Raw genomic sequence first — 16,374 nt, forward strand, 5'->3', positions numbered from 1 at the left:
CGGTTTGGCCTATTTCAGCAGCGCGGCCAACTCTGCCACCAAAGCGACATCGGTCTCAAAACGTTCGGCCGCAAACAATCCATCGGCCGGGGTGGCCGGCACCCGGCGCTTGGCGCTGGTATGGAATTCGTGGGCTCCGGTGCGCGCCGCCAGAGCCCGAACAGTGGCCGCCGAAACGCCCGCCCCGGGCATGATGCTGATGCGGCCGGCCGCCTGCTGCACCAGTGCGGCCAGCTGGTGTTGCCCGGCCTTCGCCGTGGGCTGCCCGCCGGAGGTGAGCACCCGCTGGCAGCCCAGGCCGATGATTTCTTCCAGCGCCTCGGCTTGGTTGCGGCAGGCATCGAAGGCGCGGTGGAAGGTGATTTGCAGGCCGCCGGCTGGTTCGATGAGCGCCCGGCAGGCCGCCGCGTCGACGCGCCCGGTGGCATCTAGCGCGCCCAGCACCACGCCGGCAGCACCAAGGTCCCGGCACAGCTCAATGTCGGCCCGCATGATGGCCAACTCATCGGCCGAGTACACAAAACCGCCGGGCCGGGGCCGGATGAGCACAAAAACCGGAATGTGTAGCCGCTGCAGCACCTGCCGAATCAGCCCGTAGGAGGGCGTGATGCCGCCCTGCTCCAGGTTCTGGCACAGCTCGATGCGGTGCGCCCCACCGGCCTGCGCCGCCAGCGCCGAAGGCAGCGAGGCCGCGCAGATTTCCAGTTGCCGGCTCACTTCAGCAGAAACTCGCTGTCGCTCAGCACCGGCTTATCGGTGGTGCTCACGGTGAAATTGAAGCCTTTTTGGAGGGCGTAGGCGCCGGTCTGGCCTTGTTTGTTCAGGGCAATGAAGGCTACCTGAATGTCTTTGGCCTTGGCGCCTTTGATGGCCGCAATGCGCTCTATGGCCTCCCGGCAAGCGGCCTGGGGCGAGCGGCCCTGGCGCATGAGCTCCACCACGGTGTGGGCGCCGGCAATGCGCACCACGTCTTCGCCCTGGCCGGTGGCCGCGGCGGCGCCCACCGCGGGGTCCACAAACAGGCCCGAGCCGATAAGGGGCGAGTCGCCCACCCGGCCACGCATCTTAAAGGCCATGCCGCTGGTGGTGCAGCTGCCGCAAATCCGCCCCTGCGCGTCCAGCGCAAGCATGGCAATGGTATCGTGGTTTTGGGGGCCGCCCACGGGGCCGGTGGGGCGGCTTTTGGCGTTCTCGATGTTGACGACGGGCTTGTACTGGCTGGTTTTGAGCCACTGCGCGTAGGCCTTTTCGGCGTCGGCGCTCAGCTTTTGCGGTTCGAGCGGAAAGCCCTGGGCCACGGCAAACTGCTGCGCGCCTTCGCCCACCAGCAGCACGTGCGGCGTGCGCTCCATCACACGGCGAGCCACGCTGATGGGGTGCTTGATGCGCTCGAGCCCGGCCACGCCGCCGCAGTTGAATTTCTCGTCCATGATGCAGGCGTCGAGCGTCACGATGCCGTCGCGGTCGGGGTTGCCGCCCAGGCCCACGCAGCAGCCTTGTTCCGACTCCGTTACCATCACGCCGGCTTCCACCGCGTCGAGGGCGTAGCCGCCCGGGCCAATGATTTTCCAGGCGCCCTGGTTGGCATTCACGCCCGCGTCCCAGGTCGAAATGACGATGGGCTTGCCCGCGGCCGCAGGGGCAGGAAGTGCCGCGGCGGCCAGCGGGGCCGCAGCCAACCCGGCCAACCCGGCAGCAGATGAGTGCAGAAATTTGCGGCGAGACGGCATGGAATATAGCGAAAGTGAGTGCCGGCGAAAGATACTGCCGTGCGCCAGTTCCGCGTACTTTCGCTGCCTATGAAACTCATTGCCGACGGCGGCTCCACCACCTGCAGCTGGTGCCTGCTGGGCGCGGGCCGGCCCCCTCAGTATTTCAGCACCGAAGGCTACAACCCCTACTTCTGGGACACGCCGGCCATTGCCGCCTCGCTGGCGCGCAGCGTGCCGCCCGCCGTGCGCGAAGCCCCCGTCGAAGCCATTCACTACTATGGCTCCGGGGTACTCTCGGCCGCCAAGGCGGCAGTGGTGGCCGGGGCGCTGCGGCAGGCGTTTCCGCAGGCCCGGCAGGTCGACGTGGCCGAGGATTTATTGGCCGCGGCCCGGGCGCTGCTGGGTCACGAAGCCGGCTTTGCGGCCATCCTGGGCACGGGCACCGATTCCTGTCTGTATGATGGCCAGCGCATTACGCAGGTCATCGAGTCGTTGGGCTATTCCCTCGGCGACGAGGGTTCGGGCACATCCATTGGCCGGCTGGTGCTGCGCGACTACCTCCGCGGCCGCCTGCCCGCGCACCTGGCCGGGGCGCTGCAGGAGCAGTACCGCCTTGGCGACGTGAGCGAGGTGCTCGACCGGCTGTATAACCAGCCCCTGCCCAACCGCTTCCTGGCCAGCTTTGCGCGCTTTGCCGGCGAGCACTACCATGAGCCCTACTGCCAGCAAGTGGTGGAGCGGGCGTTTGAAGCTTTTTTCGAGCAAATCGTGACGCACTACCCCGACTACCAGCACCAGGCCTTCAACTGCGTGGGCTCGGTGGGCTACCACTTCCGCGACAAGCTCGCCGAAGTGGCCGCCCGCCGCGGCATGGAGGTGGGCCAGATTCTGCGCGAGCCCATAGAGGCGCTGGTGCGGTATCATGAGAGTGTAACCGGCGTGTAGCGACGCGACACTTCGCGTCTCTTCATTGAACGACGCTGTTCGAACGGCGCGAACGCCAAGACGCGAAGTGTCGCGTCTCTACAATTCGGCCAGCAACTAATAATCTGCAAAAGAGCCCCACTTTTGCACCCTGACTAACCACACACTTCCACCGTTTCACTCTCTTTCATGAACACCCTCGACACCTACAATTTCGCCGGCAAGCGCGCCGTGATGCGCGTCGACTTCAACGTGCCCCTCGACAAGGACCTGCAGATTACCGACGACACCCGCATTCGCATGGCCACCCGCTCGGTGGTGAAAATCCTGAACGACGGCGGCTCGGTGGTGCTGCTTTCGCACCTGGGCCGGCCCAAGGGCGGCTACGAGTCGAAGTTTTCGCTGGAGCACCTCGTGCCGCGCCTGTCGCAGGAATACGGCCGCGACGTGCAGTTCGGCGGCGACGTGCTGGGGGAGGAGGCCGCCCAGAAAGCAGCTGCCCTGCAGCCCGGTCAGGTGCTGCTGCTCGACAATGTGCGCTTTCACAAAGAAGAGGAAGGCGGCGACCATGACTTTGCCGCCAAGCTGGCCAAGCTGGGCAATGTGTACGTCAACGACGCCTTCGGCACGGCACACCGCGCCCACTCCTCCACGGCCGTGATGGCCGATTCCTTCGCGCCCCAGGACCGGGTGGGCGGCTACCTGCTGCAGTCCGAAATCGACAACGCCAAAAAGGTGCTGGAGCAGGCCGAGCGGCCCTTCACCGCCATCATGGGCGGCGCCAAGATTTCCGACAAAATCCTCATCATCGAAAAGCTGCTCGATAAGGTGGACAACCTGCTCATTGGCGGCGGCATGGCCTACACGTTTGCGGTGGCCGAGGGCGGCCACGTGGGCAGCTCCCTGCTCGAAGCCGACAAGGTGGACCTGGCCCGTGAGCTCATTCAGAAAGCCAAAGCCAAGGGCGTGAACTTGGTGCTGCCCCAGGACTCGCTCATTGCCGACAAATTCGCCAACGACGCCAACGTGAAGGTGGCCACCAACCACGACATCCCCGACGGCTGGATGGGCCTCGACCTGGGCCCCGAGAGCCGCACGGCCTTCGCCGCCATCATCCGCGACAGCAAAACCATTCTCTGGAACGGCCCCATGGGCGTGTTCGAGATGCCCAACTTTGCCAAAGGCACCGAAGACGTGGCCCGCGCCATTGCCGAGGCCACGGCCCGGGGCGCCTACTCGCTCATCGGGGGCGGCGACTCGGCTGCGGCCGTGCAGCAGCTGGGCTTCGGCGAGCAGGTGAGCTACATCAGCACCGGCGGCGGCGCGCTGCTCGAGTACATGGAAGGCAAGGAGCTGCCCGGCGTGGCGGCGCTGGGCTAGGCCGGGTCACGGCCCCGGAACCGCTTGTATTCCGGCTTTTATTTGAGGGCAAGCTCTTTCATCAGCTGTGATGAAGGGGCTTGCCCTCACTATTTTATGCCTATTAATTACATAACATATAAATTTTAAAATACTAATTTGGTAAATCATTACAAAATGGTAAGTTTGAGCATTCATGCCATGAGCCGTTGCGGGCTGGTTTGGTGGTACTTTTTGCACTCTTGTTGCGTTTTATGGAAACACCTTTTACTCCCGACGGGCCCGTTGCAACGAGCCTTTCCGAGGCGCCTCACCAAGCAGAGCCCACCCGGCGCGGCTGGCTCAAAGGGCTGGGGGCGTTGCTGGGCGGCCTGTTTCTGAGCCGCGCCGCCACGGCCGGCCCGGCCTCGGTCAAACAGGTGGAAAGCTTCACGCCCTTCTTGGGCGAGATTCAGATTTTTGCTTTTGGATTTACCCCGCGCGGCTGGGCGCAGTGCAACGGGCAGCTGTTGCCCATCAACCAGAACCAGGCCCTGTTTTCGCTGCTGGGCACCCAGTTTGGGGGCAATGGCCAAACCACATTTGCCCTGCCCGACATGCGCAGCCGCACCCCCGTGCATTTCGGCCAGAGTCCGTTGGGCGGGTCGTATAACATAGGCCAGGCCGCGGGCACCGAAACCCTGGCCCTGACAGCCGCCAACCTGCCCCTGCACGCCCACGGCTACCAGGCCCAGGTGAGCAGCCAGAACGCCACCGGTACGGCGCCCGTTGGCACCGCCGCCGCCGTGGTGCCCCCCGGCACCGACCTCAACGGCGAAGCCGTGGCCGTGCTGGCCTACGCGCCCACCCCCGACACCGGCCTAAGCCCGAGCGCCCTGGCCAACACCGGCGGCTCGCAGCCCATCGGCCGCATTGCGCCCTACGAAACGCTGAACTTCTGCATTGCGCTGGGGGGGATTTTTCCGTCGCCAACGTAAGCTTTCGCAAGCATATGTATTCAATTTTTTGGTTTTTGCCTCCTCGATATGGCTTCACTCTTTACTCCCGACGGCCCTGTTTCCGACGAAGCGGCTACCCCCGCGGCTGAGCCCGCCCGGCGCAGCTGGCTCAAGCGCCTGGGGGCCATGCTGAGTGGCGCGGCCCTGGCCACGCCCACCGCCGCCCGCCCGGCCCACCCCGACAGCGCACTCGCCGGCGGCGACGTGTTTGTGGGGGAGATTATTATGCTGGCCTGCAATTTTGCGCCGCGCGGCTACGCGTTCTGCAACGGCCAGGTGCTATCCATTGCCCAGAACACGGCCTTGTTCTCGATACTGGGCACCACCTACGGCGGCAACGGCCAAACCACGTTTGCGCTGCCCAACCTGCAGGGCCACACGCCCATTGGCCAGGGCAACGGGCCCGGCCTTACCCCCCGGGTACTGGGCGAGCAAATTGGGAGCGAAACCGCCACCGTGTTGGTTTCGCAGCTGCCCCCGCACACCCACGTGGCGCAGGTGAGCAATGCCCCGGCGACCAGCAGCACCCCCGCCGGCACCGTGCCCGCCGAAGCCACGGCCAGCAACGCCAGCGGCGAGCCCGTGGCCGTGCAGAACCGGGCCGCCACCGCCAACGCCACCGGTGCGGCCGGTGCCGTGGGAGGCGCCGGTAGCGGCACGCCCGTGAGCCTGCAGTCGCCCTACCTGGTGCTCAACTACTGCATTGCCTTGCAGGGGACGTTTCCGCCGCGCTAGCCCGGCAGGTGCCTTTTTTACCGCTTAATTTTTACTTTCTTATGCGTTTACGAGCTTCTGCGGCTGGGCTGGTGCCCATTTCGCCTCGCCCGGTGCCGGCCGAACCGGCCCGCCGCAACTGGTTGAAGCGCTTGGGCGCGGTGCTCACGGGTACGGCCGTGGCTGCCCCGGCCCTGGCCGCATCGCCCCGGCAGGTGACGGGGTCGCAGCCCTACATTGGCGAAATTATGCTGTTTGCGGGCAATTTTGCCCCGCAGGGGTGGGCCTTCTGCGACGGCAGTCTGCTGCCGATTGCAGTGTATGATGCCTTGTTTAGTCTCATCGGCACCACCTACGGCGGCGATGGGGTGAACACCTTCGGCGTGCCCGACCTGCGGGGCCGCGCGCCCCGGCACCAGGGCACGGGGCCGGGCCTGTCGACGTACGTCATCGGGCAAACGGCGGGCGTTGAAAGTGTCACGATGACCACGGCGCAGATGCCGGCCCACTCGCACCAAGGGCCGGCCAGCACGACGGCCACCACGGCGTCGCCGGTGGGGGCTTTTTCGGCGGCCCTGGCCGCTACGGACGTGAACGGAGAGGCCGTAAACGCACTGGGCTACGGTCCGGCGGCCTCGCTCGCCAACGCCAGCTTCGTGCAGGTGCAGCCGGCGGGGGGCGGCCAGCCCATCGGCATCATGCCCCCGTCGCTGGCCATGAACTACTGCATTTCCCTGTTCGGCGTTTATCCCTCGCAGCAATAGGGGAGGTTGCCCTGGCGCAGGGCTGAGGCCGGTGCGGCGTGCCGCGGCCGGGATTGTTTGATTTTGTTTTTCTATGCCTTCAGCAATGAAACAACGCTATACTTTGGTTTCCGGTCGGCTGCGGCGCGTCGGGCTGCTTTTTTTGCTGGTGCTGATGGCTTCCGGCGGCGCGTGGGCGCAGGGGCCCCGGCTCTATTATACGCAGGGCAGCGGCACGGCCGCGCTTGATGCGGCCAAGGCCGTGAACGCCGACGGCACCGCGGGCGCCACGCTGGCCACGGCCGCCAGCAACTTCTCGCAGCCCACCGACGTTGCAGTGGACAGGATTAACGGCTACATCTACGTGGCCGACCAGTACGTGGGCTCGGGGGGCATCCTGCGCTTCACCACCAGCGGCACCGGCCGCACGGTGATAGTGCCGCCGACCGCCGGAGCCACCTACAACGGCCTGGCCCTGGACGTGGCCGGCAACCGCCTGTACTTCACCCAAGGCAGCGCCACCAACTCCGCGCTGGACGCGCTGAAGGTGGTAAACCTGGGGACTTTGGCCGTGACCGTCTTGGCCTCGGGACCATCTAGCTTCACGCAGCCCACGGATTTGGCGCTGGATGCGGCCGGCGGGCTGCTTTACGTGGCCGACCAGTACGTGGGCACGGGCGGTATCCTGCGCTTCACCACCAGCGGCACCGGCCGCACGGTGGTGGTGCCTGGCCTGGCCAACGCTGATTACAACGGCCTGGCCCTGGACGTGGCCGGCAACCGCCTGTTCTTCACCCAGGGCAGCGCCACGGCCGCGCTGGACGCGCTGAAGGTGGTAAACCTGGGGACTTCGGCCGTGACGCAGCTGGCGTCGGGCGCGGCCAACTTCACCCAACCAACCGACGTGGCGCTGGACGCGACCGGCGGGTTGCTCTACGTGGCCGACCAGTACGTGGGCACGGGCGGCATCCTGCGCTTCACCACTGCGGGCGCTGGGCGCACGGTGCTGGTGGCGCCCACGGCCGGGGCCACCTACAATGGCCTGGCCCTGGCCCCCGCCAGTGCCGCGCCGGTGGTAACGACCAGCGGGGGAACCGCGACCTTCGTGGAAGGAAATAACGTAACGTCGACCCCCGTGGTCGTCGATGCCGGGGTGACCGTGAGCGACGCCGACAACACCACGCTGGCCTCGGCCACGGTGGCCATCACCGGCAACTTCCAGTCGGCCGAGGACCTGCTAGCCTTTGCTAACACCAACGCGGCCGTGTATGGCAACGTGGTGGGCAGCTACAGCGCCGGCACGGGCGTGCTGAGCCTGACCTCGGCCGGAGCCACGGCCACCGTGGCCCAGTGGCAGAGCGTGCTGCGCTCCGTCACTTACACCAACTCTTCCAACACGCCCAACACGGCCACGCGCACGGTGAGCTTCGTGGTCAGCGATGGCGGACTGAGCAGCACCGCGGCCACCAGAGCCGTGAGCGTACAGGCCGTGAACGATAGCCCGATTGTGCTCACCGGCGTTACCACCACGGTGTATACGCACAACATCCCCGGACCTTCGACGCCGGTGGCCGTGGACCCCAACGTGACCGTGAGCGACGCCGATAACACCACGCTGGCCACCGCGACGGTCACTATCTCGGGCAACTTCCAGTCGGCCGAGGACCTGCTGGCCTTTGCTAACACCAACGCGGCCGTGTATGGCAACGTGGTGGGCAGCTACAGCGCCGGCACGGGCGTGCTGAGCCTGACCTCGGCCGGAGCCACGGCCACCGTGGCCCAGTGGCAGAGCGTGCTGCGCTCCGTCACCTACGTCAACTCGGCCAACATCCCAAACACCGCTAACCGCACGGTCACGTTTACCGTGAACGACGGCAGCAGCGGCAGCAACACGGCCTTCATAGCGGTATCCTTCACGCTGGTGGTGGCCGCCCCGGTGGTGAGCACACCGGCCAATGGCAGCACCATCGGCACCGCCACGCCCACTTACAGCGGCACGGCACCGGCCGGCACCACGGTCACGGTGTTCGTCGACGGCAGCGCCGTGGGCACGGCCACGGCTTCGGCGGGCGGTGGCTGGACGCTGGTGCAGCCGTCGGGTCTTGCGCAAGGCAGCCACACGGTGCGGGCCGTGGCCGCCGCGGCCGGCACCAACAGCCCCAGCAGCGCCACTAACAATTTCACGGTGGACACCGTGCCGCCGGCCGCCCCCGTCGTACTGGCGCCGGCCAACGGCAGCCAGGTGAGCACCACAACGCCCACCTACAGCGGCACGGCCGAGGCCACCAGCACCGTGACGGTGCTGGTGGACGGCAGCGCGGTGGGCAGCACCACGGCTTCGGGCGCGGGCACCTGGGCCTTCACGCAGCCCACGGCCCTGGCCCAAGGCAGCCACACCGTGAAAGCCCGGGCCAGCGACGCCGTTGGCAACAGCAGCGTTGACAGCAACACCAACACGTTCATCGTGGACCTGACGTCGCCCACGGTGACCATCAGCAGCACGGCCAGTAACCCGACTACTACCTCGCCCATCCCCGTCACGGTGACGTTCTCGGAAAGCGTGACGGGCTTCTCGGCGGCCGGCGTGACGGTGGCCAACGGCACCGTCTCGGGCTTTAGCGGCAGCGGCACAACTTATACCTTCAATGTGACGCCGGCCGCCGCGGGCTTGGTGACGGTGAACGTGCCGGCCAACGCCGCCCAGGACGCAGCCGGCAACGGCAACACGGCCGCGCCCCAGTTCAGCATCACCTACAACTTGCCGACGGCCACGGTCGTGTCCGTGACGCGCCTCACGCCCTCGCCCACGGCCACGGCCCAGGTGAGCTACCGGGTGACGTTCTCGGGCAGCGTGACGGGCGTAAGCGTGTCGAATTTCGCGCTGACGACCGCCGGGGTTTCCGGTGCCTCGCTTGCCAGCGTGAGCGGCTCGGGCACCACCTACACGGTGGTGGTGAACACAGGTACCGGCGACGGCACCCTGCGCCTGGACGTGAGCAGCGCGGCGGGCATCAGCCCTACCGTCACCAACGTGCCCTTCACCACCGGCGCCACCTACACCATCCAGAAAAACTTCACCAGCCCGGTGCTCAGCATCCAGGGCACGGGCGGCGCCGGCACCGACGTGACGGCTTTCGTCGACCAGGTGCAGGTGCTGCAGGGCGGCACGCCCCGGGCCAACGCCCTCCTGAACAGCAGCTTCGAGACCTACGGCAGCCTCAACTTCGGCAACTATGGCTACAATCCCACCGGGGCCGTCTGGACATTCCTCAACGGGTCAGGCATTGCCTTGAATGGCAGCGCTTTCGGTGCGCCCACCGCCCCGGACGGCAGCGCCGTGGCTTTCCTGCAGAACGCCGGCAGCGAAGCCCGCCAGGCCCTGGCCGTGCCCACGGGCACCTACCAGGTCAGCTTCCAGACCAGCCAGCGGGTGTGCTGCTCGACGCAGGACCAAGTGGTGAACGTGTACATCAACGGCGTATTCGTGGGCACTATTCAGCCCACCAACACCGGCGGCTACACCACTTTCACCTCGAGCAGCTTCAACGTGACGGCGCCGTCGCTCACGACGAGCATCAGCAGCACGGCAACCAGCCCCACGGCCATTTCGCCCATTCCCGTCACGGTGACGTTCTCGCAGAGCGTGACGGGCTTCTCGGCGGCCGGCGTGACGGTGGCCAACGGCACTGTCTCGGGCTTTAGCGGCTCGGGCACTACTTACACCTTCAATGTGACGCCGGCCGCCGCGGGCTTGGTGACGGTGAACGTGCCCGCCAACGTGGCCCAGGACGCCAACAACACCGGCAATACGGCGGCCCCGACGTTCAGCATCACCTACGCCCCCATCACGCAGGTGGTGTGGAACGGCAGCGTGAGCACCGACTGGTACACGGCCGCCAACTGGACCGGCGGCCTGCCCACGGCCATCCTCGACGCCCTGATTCCGGCCGGCGCCCTACGCTACCCGCTCATCACGGCCGGCACTGCCACCGCCAAAACCCTGACCCTGGCCGCCGGCGCCAGCCTGGCCCACGGCGGCGGCACCCTCGACCTGAAAGGCAACTTCGTAAACAACGGCACGTTGACGGCTACCGGCGGCACCTTCGCGCTGACCGGCGCCGCCAGCCAAGCCGTGGGCGGCAGCGCCCTGAGCACCTTCTGGAACCTGAGCGTGGGCGCCAGCGGCGCCAGCCTGAGCGGCCCGGCCGCCGTGCAGCGCGTGCTCACTCTGACGGGCAGCTTGGCCACCGGTGGGCAGGCGCTCACGCTGCTCTCAAGCGCCGCCGGCATGGCCCTGGTGGTGAACAGCGGCGGGGTGGTGACGGGCACGGCCACCGTGCAGCGCTACATCGACCCGAGCCTGAACGCCGGCCTGGGCTACCGCCATTACTCGGCCCCGGTGAGCAACTCGACGGTAGCCGACCTGGCCACCAGCGGCTTCGCGCCGGTGGTGAACTCGGTGTACAATACCTCGGCCACGCCCACGCTCGAGACGCCTTTCCCCACCGTGTTTGGCTACGACCAGAGCCGCCTCACGCTGAGCAACACCCTCAGCGCCTTCGACAAGGGCTTCTTCTCGCCCGGCACGCTGAGCGACCCTCTGGCTGTGGGCCGGGGCTACACGGTCAACATCGGGGCCTCGCAGCTGGTGGACTTTGTGGGCACGCTCAACAACGGCAACTTGCCGCTGGCCCTGAGCCGCAACGCCGGGCCCACGGCCACCGATGCCGGTTGGCAGCTGCTGGGCAACCCGTACCCGGCCCCGCTCGACTACTCGCTGGTGGCCCCGGCCGACCGCACCAACCTCGACGCGGCCGTGTACGTGTTTGAAAGCACGGCGCAGTACGCGGGCCAGTACCGCAGCTACGTGAACGGCGTGGGCGGCAACCCCGTCATACCCGCGGGCCAGGGCTTCTTTGCCCGCGTGAGCGCCGGCCAGACCAGCGGCACGCTCACGTTCCGCAACAGCCAGCGCCTCACCAGCTTCGACGCGACGCCCGTGCGCCGCGGCACCTCAGAAACCCGGCCGCTGGTGCAACTGACGCTGCGCGGGGCCACGGGCGCGGCGTCCGACGAGGCGTACGTGTACTTCGAGGCCGGCGCCACGGCCGGCATCGACCCGCAATACGACGCCGTGAAGCTGCCCAACACCACCGGCCTGAACCTGGCCTCGGTGGCCGCCGGCACGCCGCTGGCCATCAACGGCCTGCCGTATCCCAACGCCGCGGCGCTGACTGTGCCGCTCACCGTGGCCGTGCCGGCCCCGGGCACCTACACGCTGCGCGCGGCGCAGGTGCTCAACTTCCCGGCCGGCGCCCAGCCTTTCCTGCGCGATTTGCAGCTGGGCACCCTCACCGACCTGAGCCTGACGCCCGCCTACACCTTCACCCAGAACGCGGCCGCCACCCCCCCGCGCTTCGAGCTCGTCTTCGGGGCCCAGCAGGTGCTCGGCACGGCGCCGGGCGCACTGGCCGCCCAGGTGGCCTTGTTCCCCAACCCGGCCAACAAAGCTGTGTTTGTAGAGCTGCCCGCCAGCCTGCGCCGCACCGCCACCACGGCCGCGCTGCTCGATGCCGTGGGCCGCGTGGTGCTCACGCAGGCCCTGCCCGCCGGCGCCACCACCCACACCTTGCCGCTCACCGGCCTGGCCAGCGGCGTGTACTCGCTGCGCCTGCAAACGGAGGCAGGCGTGGTAGTGAAGAAGCTGGTGGTGGAATAAGCCGCTGAGAATTGTTTAAAAAAAGCCCCGGCCTTCCATGCCGGGGCTTTTTTGTGGTGCTGTGCAACCGGCAGGGAGGCTGGCCGGTCTAGCGCATATCCACCTTAACTAGCCCTCGATATGTTCTCTGGATTACGTCTTGCCACATTGTTTACTTTGGCCCTCAGCAGCTTCAGCGCCTGCCAGCGCAACGACGACGTTGCGCCCGTTTCAGAGGTAGGCGAATGGCGGCTGACCGTGAGTGGTGGGGGCATCACCGGCAAAATGGCGGCGTTGCCGCCCACCCAGGATACTCGGCTAGTATTGGAGGCCGACCACCACTACGCCCGGTACTACAACGGCCTGCTGCTAGAACGAAATACCTACGAGCTGCGCACTGGGCAGCGCAGCCCCGACGGCCCCGCCGAAAAGGTGCTGTTCATGAAGTCAACCAATTCGCCTGACGGTCAGGCCTTCGAACACCAAGAAATCATCACCTCCCTCACGGCCACCAACATGGAGCTCACCACCGGCGGCGGCTGCGCCATCAACGGTGTGTACGAGCGGGTGCCATCGAGAACGGCCGTTTGCGGAGTCAACCCCTGATACCGCAGGCGGAGCGCCGCATCTCAGCCAATCGGATAGAAAAAGCCCCGGCTGCACGCGCTGCCGGGGCTTTCCTGTTGGTTCGGTTACTTATTTGGCTTCTTTCTCCAGCAGCTGCAGCAGCTCGTCGGCGGCGTTTTCGATGTCGCGGTAGCCTTGCTGGGCGGCGCGTTCCTTGGCGGCAATCAGGCCGTCGCGGTGCACGGTTTTGAAGTCGCCGTAGGGGAAGTGGTAGCGGCCTTTGGTGTCGGCGCCCTTGCTGGTGTCGAGGCCCAGGTGCCAGTTGGCGTACTCTTCCATCTCGTGTTTTGCGAGAAAGGCGTTTTCCTTAGACGTGTCGGGGTTGTGCTGGCTCCAATGGCCTGCGTCGTTCTTGATTTTGCCGTCCTGAATGAGGCGGCGGGCGTAGGCCACAGCCTGGGGATTGAGGGAGGTGCTCATAGCTGGCGGGGAAAGGAGGTGAGAAGATGCACTTTCCTACGCACCGCCTTCGGTGGGGTTCCCAGTGCTCAGCTTTTGCCGTGAATGAGGTACTTGGTTTGGTTGAAGCTGTAGCCCACCGACAGCACCATGCGCCCGGCGCTGGCCGGGTGGTCGGTTTCGGCGGTGTACACGGGCAGTTGGAAGCTGGTATTCAGCGACAGGTTTTTGTAATAGAAATCCAGCCCAGGGCCCAGCAGGGCGTTGTTCATGGCGTGCTCGCCGGTGAGGCGGCCATCGAGCATCTCGCCGTCGGTTTTCTCATAGAAAAACTGCGCTGAGGGGTACACCTGCCAGTTTTCGCCCAGCGGCAGGCGGTAGAACAGGTTGGCAAACGTGGCCGTGCTGGGCGCCAGGCTGTTCCGGAACCGGTTTTCCGTCGAAAGGCGGTAGCTGCTGTTCACGCTCAGCCCCAGGCTGCGGTAGCTGCCAATGTAGTTGGCGTACACAAAGCCGTCGGTGGTGCCGGTGCCCACCTGGTTGAGCAGCGGGTAGCGCCGGCCCTGGGCGTTCTGGCGGGTGAACTCGCCGGTGGGCAGCTTCGCGCCGCCGCCCACGATGAGCCGGCTCTGCACCCCGGCCGTTTCGATGGCCCGGATGAGGTGGTAGCCGGCAAACACCGTCACGTCGCCCAGCCCGGAAGCGTTGAGCTGCCGGCCATTTATCTGCGAGGTGTTCATCACGTAAGGCACAAAGGCATTGAGCTCCACGCGCTGCGCCAGAAAGTATTTGCCGCGCAGCTCGGCCACCCGGAAGACCTCAAAATCGTTCGGGTTGCCGTTGTGGTTGTGCGCGTAGCCGTCGTCGCCGTTGGCCGGCGAGGGGAAAAACGGCCGCGCCCCGGCCGGAAAAAACTGCGGCGACTGCCCGTATTGCCGGTAGCCGTTGAAGACGCGGTAGCGGTGCATCAGGCTCAGGCTGCTCTGGTTGTCGTAGGGCGTGATGCCCATGAAGCACCCGCAGATGTCGCACGCGCGGCCCAGAGCGGGCGCCAGCAAGGTGGCGCCCGCCACTAGCAGGAAAAAACGTTTCATGCCGCCGGCCCTAGTTGGCGTGGATGTGCCCCACCGAAAACACGTTTGCCTGAATGTTGTCGGCGATGCGGGCGGCCGTGGTGCCGCCCATCACGTTGTAGGTGCTGGCAAAGCTCACCAGCGGGCCCGGGGCTTTGCCAAACATGTTGGCCACTTCCACCAGCATGTGCACCTCGGGCTTGTGGTCGCGGGCAATGATGAGCTTGGACGTGGTGAACGGCACCGTCACCGTCCGGATGGTATTGGTGGTGGAGTGCTTGTAGCCGGCAATGTGGAACACCAGCGCGCCCGTGGCCGCGGCCGGCGCGTGGGGGGCCTGCGGCGAATTGCCTTCCAGCTTGAAGTTGATGAATTCGGGCCCGTTCATGTCCCAAAACATGCCTTTGCCGGCGTTGAGCACGCCGCCGCCGTAGCTGCCCGCCTTGGTGCGGGCGCTGTCCACGCCCACAATGAAGCTCACGCTGCTGTACTCGCCCTCGGGCGCCCCGGTCATGGTGAGGTCCTGGGAGGCGGGGTCGGTCTGGTCGACCAGGAAGTAGCTGTCGGGCACGGCGTAGCTGCTGCCGTCGGCCTTGTTCAGCTTCACGTTGGAAATGTAGTATTTAAGCGTGCTTACGGTGAAGTTGTCGCCGTAGGCATTTTTGTAGTTGCCCGAGCCCAGCACCAGCGAAAAGAACTTCGGCGCGTTGTTGCTCGCGGGGTCCGGCATGGTCACGCCGTTGTCCATGTGCAGCGTGAACTCGGTAGGGGAGGAAGCTTCGACGTCGTCTTTCTTGCAGCCCGTCAGGCTGATGGCAACCAAAGCAACAGCGCTGGCCAGCGCCGATAAAGCGGAAAATTTCATCGGAAAGTGAATCGGTAACTGATTGTGGGTGAAGGGGTGCGCTCAGGCGCACTGGCCCGCCGTGGGCGCGGCGGGGCCAACAACAGCACGGCTTTCTGCAGAAGCGAAATGCCGGCTGCTCGCAATTAGACCAACAACAGGGGCGGGCGAAACACGTCCGGGGTGGGCACGGCGGCGCAGTGCGCCGCCGGCGGGGAGGGGTAGCGGCCGGCCGGGGCCAGCCAGCGCCGGGGCACCCGCAGCACCAACGCCGCCGTGGGCAGCACCTCAAATTTTACTTTGACCGTGGCGCCGGCCGGGGCTTTTTTCTCGGCCCCATCGGCTTTGCGCAGCTGCTGGGCCAGGTGGCACTTGCCGTTGCAGCGCAACTGGGGGCGGGCTTTGTTCACGCAATACAGCGCCGTGATGCGGGCCTTGTTGAGCTGGTAGCTCAGCACCACCGCCTCCGGCCCCAGGGTCTGGAGCAGCATGAGGGCAGCGAAGAAACAGGCCAGCAGTCGGTTCATGAGCGAAACGGCGGAGCAAAGATTGCACCAAAGGTAGCCCGCAGTGGCCCGCAAAAGGAGGCGGGCCGATGCGGCAAGGGCTAGTTAAGATACGGCGACTCCAGCTCCTGGCCCATGCTTTTGAGCGGGGCGGTGCTGCGCCGGCCGGTGAGGCGCGTGCTCAGGGCCTGGGCTTCGCGGGCGCTCAGCACGTCAAGCTCGTGCAGCCAGGCCACCCGGCGCAGCTGCGGCTCGATGAAGCCCAGCGGGTTCACCTGGCCGTATTCGTCGCGCAGGTAGGTTTTGCTGCGGCGCTCCAGCTCCATTACAAGGGCCAGGAACTGCTTGCGCTGCCACGGCCGGCCGGCCAGCGTGAGCACCAGGTGCGCCGTTTGCAGCCGAAACGTGAACCACTGCTGCTCAAACCGCAGCCACAGCGACACCGCATTGAAGCCAAACACCAGCCACCACACCGCCAGCGACAGCCCGGCCTGGCCCGTGGCCAGCCACGCGCGCCACGGCCCGTAGCCCATAAACACCAGCAGCAGGCCCGTGAGCAGCAGTTGGTTGACGGGCACGTGGCGCTGCTCGGCCGCTTTCACGGGCAGAATTTCTTCGTAGGGAATCTCGGTTTCGAGCGTGGCCACGCCCTGCGGGTTGCGCTTGCACACGTACAGGCTTTCGGCCCGCAGGGCAATGTGGGTGGTGCCCAGAAAAAGTTGTTTTTGGGTGAAAATCATTCCAGAAATGCGGTGGACGGCCGACGAAGCGGCGAAA

Annotated in this window: 14 protein-coding genes; 7 read left to right on the forward strand and 7 right to left on the reverse strand. The window is 66.2% G+C overall.

What is annotated here, in order from left to right:
• Positions 1-9: 9 nt before the first annotated feature.
• Together IC234_RS09440 and IC234_RS09445 are read right to left on the reverse strand one after the other, a co-directional pair.
• Entirely contained in the window at positions 10-717 is a 708-nt protein-coding gene (locus IC234_RS09440; protein WP_190923821.1) for a copper homeostasis protein CutC, read from the reverse strand.
• Entirely contained in the window at positions 714-1,730 is a 1,017-nt protein-coding gene (locus tag IC234_RS09445) for a N(4)-(beta-N-acetylglucosaminyl)-L-asparaginase (RefSeq protein WP_190923824.1), read from the reverse strand. Before IC234_RS09445 ends, IC234_RS09440 begins: the two co-directional genes overlap by 4 nt.
• 69 nt (positions 1,731-1,799) lie before the next feature.
• Here IC234_RS09445 and IC234_RS09450 point away from each other — a divergent pair, with 69 nt between their 5' ends.
• The 7 genes from IC234_RS09450 to IC234_RS09480 all read left to right on the forward strand — a co-directional run bounded on the left by IC234_RS09450 (position 1,800) and on the right by IC234_RS09480 (position 12,754).
• Positions 1,800-2,657, forward strand: coding sequence for an N-acetylglucosamine kinase (locus IC234_RS09450; RefSeq protein WP_190923825.1), 858 nt, complete (start codon positions 1,800-1,802; stop codon positions 2,655-2,657).
• A 168-nt stretch (positions 2,658-2,825) separates the two neighbouring features.
• Positions 2,826-4,016 (forward strand): phosphoglycerate kinase, encoded by a 1,191-nt coding sequence (locus tag IC234_RS09455; protein ID WP_190923828.1) that lies wholly within the window; start codon positions 2,826-2,828, stop codon positions 4,014-4,016.
• A 233-nt stretch (positions 4,017-4,249) separates the two neighbouring features.
• Entirely contained in the window at positions 4,250-4,972 is a 723-nt protein-coding gene (locus tag IC234_RS09460; RefSeq protein ID WP_190923830.1) for a phage tail protein, read from the forward strand.
• A 48-nt stretch (positions 4,973-5,020) separates the two neighbouring features.
• Positions 5,021-5,728: a phage tail protein gene (locus IC234_RS09465; protein WP_223827584.1), complete on the forward strand. Its 708-nt coding sequence runs from the start codon at positions 5,021-5,023 to the stop codon at positions 5,726-5,728.
• 41 nt (positions 5,729-5,769) lie between these two features.
• Positions 5,770-6,471 carry a phage tail protein gene (locus IC234_RS09470; RefSeq protein WP_223827585.1) on the forward strand — a complete coding sequence of 234 codons (702 nt, stop codon included), beginning with the start codon at positions 5,770-5,772 and terminating at the stop codon, positions 6,469-6,471.
• Between the two features lie 85 nt (positions 6,472-6,556).
• Positions 6,557-12,169: an Ig-like domain-containing protein gene (locus tag IC234_RS09475; protein ID WP_190923832.1), complete on the forward strand. Its 5,613-nt coding sequence runs from the start codon at positions 6,557-6,559 to the stop codon at positions 12,167-12,169.
• Positions 12,170-12,289: 120 nt separating this feature from the next.
• Positions 12,290-12,754, forward strand: a complete 465-nt coding sequence (locus IC234_RS09480; RefSeq protein ID WP_190923835.1) for a hypothetical protein — start codon at positions 12,290-12,292, stop codon at positions 12,752-12,754.
• Positions 12,755-12,844: 90 nt separating this feature from the next.
• Here the strand turns inward: IC234_RS09480 and IC234_RS09485 are convergent, their stop codons facing one another.
• From IC234_RS09485 to IC234_RS09505, 5 genes are all read right to left on the reverse strand, one after another.
• A complete protein-coding gene (locus IC234_RS09485; RefSeq protein ID WP_190923838.1) occupies positions 12,845-13,195 on the reverse strand; it encodes a hypothetical protein in 351 nt (116 codons plus the stop codon).
• A 68-nt stretch (positions 13,196-13,263) separates the two neighbouring features.
• Positions 13,264-14,268 (reverse strand): hypothetical protein, encoded by a 1,005-nt coding sequence (locus IC234_RS09490; RefSeq protein ID WP_190923841.1) that lies wholly within the window; start codon positions 14,266-14,268, stop codon positions 13,264-13,266.
• 10 nt (positions 14,269-14,278) lie between these two features.
• The gene (locus IC234_RS09495) at positions 14,279-15,112 is read right to left on the reverse strand and encodes an MbnP family protein (RefSeq protein WP_190923843.1); all 834 of its coding nucleotides are present in this window, start codon (positions 15,110-15,112) and stop codon (positions 14,279-14,281) included.
• A gap of 125 nt (positions 15,113-15,237) precedes the next feature.
• Complete coding sequence (locus IC234_RS09500; protein ID WP_190923846.1) at positions 15,238-15,618, reverse strand: hypothetical protein; 381 nt, start codon at positions 15,616-15,618, stop codon at positions 15,238-15,240.
• A gap of 80 nt (positions 15,619-15,698) precedes the next feature.
• A complete protein-coding gene (locus IC234_RS09505) occupies positions 15,699-16,337 on the reverse strand; it encodes a hypothetical protein (protein WP_190923849.1) in 639 nt (212 codons plus the stop codon).
• Between the last annotated feature and the right edge of the window lie 37 nt (positions 16,338-16,374).

Source organism: Hymenobacter armeniacus (assembly GCF_014699055.1).
Classification (GTDB): Bacteria; Bacteroidota; Bacteroidia; order Cytophagales; family Hymenobacteraceae; genus Hymenobacter; species Hymenobacter armeniacus.

Excerpts from the sequence above, each read along its gene's own strand:
- IC234_RS09445 (WP_190923824.1), bottom strand. The coding sequence starts at position 1,730 with ATGCCGTCTCGCCGCAAATTTCTGCACTCATCTGCTGCCGGGTTGGCC.
- IC234_RS09450 (WP_190923825.1), top strand. The coding sequence starts at position 1,800 with ATGAAACTCATTGCCGACGGCGGCTCCACCACCTGCAGCTGGTGCCTG.
- IC234_RS09455 (WP_190923828.1), top strand. The coding sequence starts at position 2,826 with ATGAACACCCTCGACACCTACAATTTCGCCGGCAAGCGCGCCGTGATG.
- IC234_RS09460 (WP_190923830.1), top strand. The coding sequence starts at position 4,250 with ATGGAAACACCTTTTACTCCCGACGGGCCCGTTGCAACGAGCCTTTCC.
- IC234_RS09465 (WP_223827584.1), top strand. The coding sequence starts at position 5,021 with ATGGCTTCACTCTTTACTCCCGACGGCCCTGTTTCCGACGAAGCGGCT.
- IC234_RS09470 (WP_223827585.1), top strand. The coding sequence starts at position 5,770 with ATGCGTTTACGAGCTTCTGCGGCTGGGCTGGTGCCCATTTCGCCTCGC.
- IC234_RS09475 (WP_190923832.1), top strand. The coding sequence starts at position 6,557 with ATGAAACAACGCTATACTTTGGTTTCCGGTCGGCTGCGGCGCGTCGGG.
- IC234_RS09480 (WP_190923835.1), top strand. The coding sequence starts at position 12,290 with ATGTTCTCTGGATTACGTCTTGCCACATTGTTTACTTTGGCCCTCAGC.
- IC234_RS09485 (WP_190923838.1), bottom strand. The coding sequence starts at position 13,195 with ATGAGCACCTCCCTCAATCCCCAGGCTGTGGCCTACGCCCGCCGCCTC.
- IC234_RS09490 (WP_190923841.1), bottom strand. The coding sequence starts at position 14,268 with ATGAAACGTTTTTTCCTGCTAGTGGCGGGCGCCACCTTGCTGGCGCCC.
- IC234_RS09495 (WP_190923843.1), bottom strand. The coding sequence starts at position 15,112 with ATGAAATTTTCCGCTTTATCGGCGCTGGCCAGCGCTGTTGCTTTGGTT.
- IC234_RS09500 (WP_190923846.1), bottom strand. The coding sequence starts at position 15,618 with ATGAACCGACTGCTGGCCTGTTTCTTCGCTGCCCTCATGCTGCTCCAG.
- IC234_RS09505 (WP_190923849.1), bottom strand. The coding sequence starts at position 16,337 with ATGATTTTCACCCAAAAACAACTTTTTCTGGGCACCACCCACATTGCC.